Genomic DNA, 4,098 nt, shown 5'->3' on the forward strand with positions numbered 1-4,098 from the left:
CCACGTTGTAGACCGCGACCAGGTTGGCGCGCTCCAGGCCGACGAACGCGTAGCGGTGCCGGCCGTACGTGGCCACGGCGATGCCCTCGGGCTCGACGCCCTTGTTGTCGGCGCGGTGGTCGGGATACTGGCCGTTGCGGATCGCGAGGTTCTCCAGCTCGTTGCCGGACGAGAACACGACCTCGCCGGTACGGGCGTCGAACGCCGTCCAGGTGCGGGTGCCGCCGAGCCAGTCGCCCTCGTCCGCGGTGGCGATCGTGTCGTCGTCGAGCCACGCGATGGCATCCGGCTCGCGCGGCCCGCTGATGGTGCCCTCCGGCGCGATGCGGCCGTCGTCGTCGGTGTCGACACCCTCGACGGTCGCCGTGCCCGCGGAGAAGTGACTGCGCACCGCGCCGTCCTCAAGGTCGGCGATGACGATGTGGTTGTTCTCCTGCAACGTCACCACGGCTTCGTTGCGGCCGTTGATGGCGACGAACTCCGGCTCCGGGTCCTCGGGTGCCACCTCGGCCAGCCCGGTCAGGTCGACGCCGCGCACCGTCCACTCGCTCGGATTCCCCTCCAGATCCACGATGGACAGGTGGCCGGCCGGCAGCTGCGGGAGTCCGCCGTCGCCGAGGTCCTCATCCCGCTCGTTCTCGATCGCGACCGCGGCGTAACGGCCGTCAGCGGAGATGTCGATGGCGTCCGGCTGGCCGCCCAGGTCGTGCTCGGCGACCACCTCACGCGTCGCGAGATCGATCACGATGAGCGCGCCGGACGGTTCGGTGAACGACTCCGAGGAGTTGACGGCGACCAACGCATACCCGGAAAGCACGTCAACCGAGGTCGGCTCCCCGTCCAGCGGCACCGTTCCCTGTGGGGTCAGCGCTCCGCGCGCGCCGATACCGGCCAGCCCGATCCGCTCACCCGGGGAGTCGGTGTATACCGCCGTCCGCCCATCGGGAGTGACCGCGGCGATCTCCGCAGCTGTCTCCTCCTCGACAGAGGAGTTCTCGTACACCGGCATGGTGGCGACCCGCTGGAACCAACCGTCGCCACGGGGTATGCCCGCCTCCGCATCTGATCTGCTCGCGCTCGCGGCCAATGACGACGTGGCGAGCAGCACGACGGCCGCCCCAGCGGCCACACCCCGCAATTTGCCCTGTTCCGTGCCCCGAACCAAGACCGGCACCTTGACCTCCCATGGACGCGATCAGCTCAGAGCTTTCTAGCTGAGCTGATCGACCACATGAGATACGCGATGTGAATGCCGGACAAACTCCCAGATCACGGACGAGCTATGAGTGCACGACCTTCGCGGGACGGCGCGTTGTCACGTTTGGCGTTGCCGAGGCGTCTTGATGATAGGGGCGTATGGATCGCGTATCACCACGGACCGGGATAGAGGAGGCACTCATGTTCACCGCCGCCCGCGACGTCGACGAGTTGGGCGGGCGCTATCCGCATGTCGTGCTCGGGATACCGCGGGGAGCGACCTCGGCCCAGGTGCGGCAGGCGTTCCGCCGGCAAGCTCTGAGCGGCGGCCACCCGGACAACGGCGGCGACGACGCGACGTTCCGTGCCCTCAGGCGCGCACGGGACATTATGCTCGACCCTCGTCGATTCAGCGAGTACGACGCCGCCGTCGGCGCAGGTCGATCCAGTGGCACGCGCGTCCCAGCAGCGGAGAGTTCCGCCGGTCCTCCAGGCGACGGGCACTCGACGCTGTCCCCAACGCCGCGCGCCACGTCGCCTGCGGCCTCGCCCAATGCCTCACCCACGGTGCCGCGCGCCGCACGGCGGGCCGGCCGGGACAGCGGCTCGGCCATCCCCGTCCTCCTGTTGATGATCTACGGGCTGTCAATCCTCGTGTTGCCACGCATCCTGGTGGCGGTATTCGCCATGATCGGCGTATGAAATGTCGTCGGGTACCAGACGATGGCACGGTTTCACGACCGCGCACTGAAGACGATGATGTCGGCGCTATCCACGAAAACCTTCCCCACGCGTGAAGGAAACCGTAGTTAGCGCACCTGATCGTGAAGAAACTTGCACTTAAGGGCCACCGGGTCGATACCGACACCCGGCAGGAGATACGACGCCCGCTGGACGCGGCAACAGCGAACGACCACCATCCTTGTCAGTCTCCTGGACTAGCGTGCACATATGCGATTCGGCATTCTCGGGCCATTGGCCGTGCACACCGACGACGGCGACCCCGTCAGCGTGCCCGAGCTCAAGGTTCGGGCGCTCTTGGCCGACCTGCTGGTGCACGTCGGGCGCCCGGTGTCGCCGGATCGGCTGATCGACGACCTGTGGGGATCCGGCCCCCCGCCCAAGGCGGCCAACGCGCTGCAGACGAAGGTCTCGCAGCTGCGCCGCGCGCTGAGGTCGGCCGAGCCGGACACACACCCGGCCGTCGTCTACGGACCGGCCGGATACCAGCTGCGGGTCGCACCAGACACTCTCGACACGCACCGGTTCTCCGCGCTTGTGGCCGACGCTCGATCCGCCGCTGGTCCTCACGATCGGGTCGCTCTGCTCACCCGGGCACTGGACCTGTGGCGCGGTGCCGCGCTCGCCGACTTCCAGAACGAGCCGTTCGCCCAGGCCACCCTCAACCGGCTGGAGGAGGAACGGCTGACGGTCCTCGAGGAGCTGGCCAAGGCCAGGCTGGAAGTGGGCGAGCATGCGCTCGTCACAGCCGAGCTGAGCGACCTCGTCGCTGTGCATCCCCTCCGAGAGCGGCTCCGCGCCGTACACATGCGGGCGCTCTACCAAGCGGGTCGGCAGAACGAAGCGCTGGACAGCTACAACAAGCTCCGGAAACATCTCGCCGACGAGCTCGGCGTCGACCCCAGCCCGGAGCTCGCAGCCCTGCACCAGGACATCTTGCGACAGTCCGCGGACCTTCAGCCGCCCAGACTGGCCGGAGAAGGTGCGACCGAATCGGTCATACCGAGTACGTCGCCGGGCACCGGCCCGCCTGCGGTTCGGTCCAACCTGCCGTCACCTCCGACGGATCTCATCGGGCGGGACAGCGCCCTCGCCGACGTTCAGAGTCTGCTGCGCGGCAACCGGCTCGTCACCCTCACCGGACCCGGCGGTGTCGGCAAGACCAGGCTGGCGATCGCGGCCGCCTCCGGAATGGACGGATCACAGCTCCCGGACGGTACCTGGCTCGTCGAGCTCGCAAGCCTGTCCCCCGGCGCAGGCGATGCCGCGGCGTTGGACGCCGACGACGTCGCCCACACCGTCGCCGCCGCGCTCGGGCTACGTGACACCCCGACGCGCGCAGCGAGAAGGCGCGTCCGGCCCAGCGCGTCTGCCGGCACCGGCGCCGCGGACTCCGTGGCCGGCACTCCAGGCGACGCCACGGGCGTCGAGTCCGACGGCACGCTCGAGCAGGTCGTGACGGCTCTCCGCGACAGCCGCATGCTGCTGGTGTTCGACAACTGCGAACACATCGTCGAACCCGTGGCGGAGACGATCGAGCGGTTGCTGGCCGGCGCACCGCACCTGCGCATCCTGGCCACGAGCCGGGAGACGGTCGGCGCATCCGGCGAGCGGGTATGGGCGGTCCCACCTCTCGACCTCCCGTCCCCCGTGGTCAATGACCCTGAGACCTTGCGCGGGTTCAGCGCCGCGCAGCTCTTCGCCGTCCGCGCTTCGTCCGCGGCACCGGACTTCGCGCTCACGGCGGAGAACACGGCGTCGGTCGCGGCGATCTGTCGCAGGCTGGACGGGATTCCGCTGGCTCTGGAACTGGCGGCGAGCAGGGTGCGCGGTCTCGGTGTCCACAAGCTCGCCGAGCGGTTGGACGACCGGTTCCGGCTGCTCTCCGCGGGCAAGCGCGGCGTGCCGGCTCGTCAGAGGACGCTGCGCGCGGTGATCGACTGGAGCTGGGAGTTGCTGACCGAGCCGGAACGCGCCGTGCTCCGCCGGCTCGCCGTGCAAGCCGACTGGTGCACGCTCAGTGCCGCGGAGGTCGTCTGTGCCGGCGACGGCGTCGCCCTTGAGGACGTCGGCGAGCTTCTGGCACGTCTGGTCGACCGCTCCCTTGTGGTAACCGGCCGGTGCGAGGAGATGCGATACGGCCTGCTCGAGTCCGTCGCG

2 protein-coding genes and 1 pseudogene are annotated in these 4,098 nt (G+C 69.2%); 2 read left to right on the forward strand and 1 reads right to left on the reverse strand.

The annotated features are described in order from the left end of the window. Positions 1–1,174 (reverse strand): annotated as a pseudogene (locus ELR45_RS39475) (esterase-like activity of phytase family protein); the annotation flags it as partial. A 224-nt stretch (positions 1,175–1,398) separates the two neighbouring features. On the opposite strand from ELR45_RS39475, the gene ELR45_RS28690 reads away from it, so the two are divergent. Beyond that, positions 1,399–1,899: a J domain-containing protein gene (locus ELR45_RS28690; protein WP_129669356.1), complete on the forward strand. Its 501-nt coding sequence runs from the start codon at positions 1,399–1,401 to the stop codon at positions 1,897–1,899. Between the two features lie 249 nt (positions 1,900–2,148). Then, positions 2,149–4,098 (forward strand): AfsR/SARP family transcriptional regulator (locus ELR45_RS41645; protein WP_240760215.1); only part of this gene is annotated, 1,950 nt, incomplete at its 3' end.

Source organism: Phytoactinopolyspora endophytica (assembly GCF_004138495.1).
Classification (GTDB): Bacteria; Actinomycetota; Actinomycetes; order Jiangellales; family Jiangellaceae; genus Phytoactinopolyspora; species Phytoactinopolyspora endophytica.

Excerpts from the sequence above, each read along its gene's own strand:
- ELR45_RS28690 (WP_129669356.1), top strand. The coding sequence starts at position 1,399 with ATGTTCACCGCCGCCCGCGACGTCGACGAGTTGGGCGGGCGCTATCCG.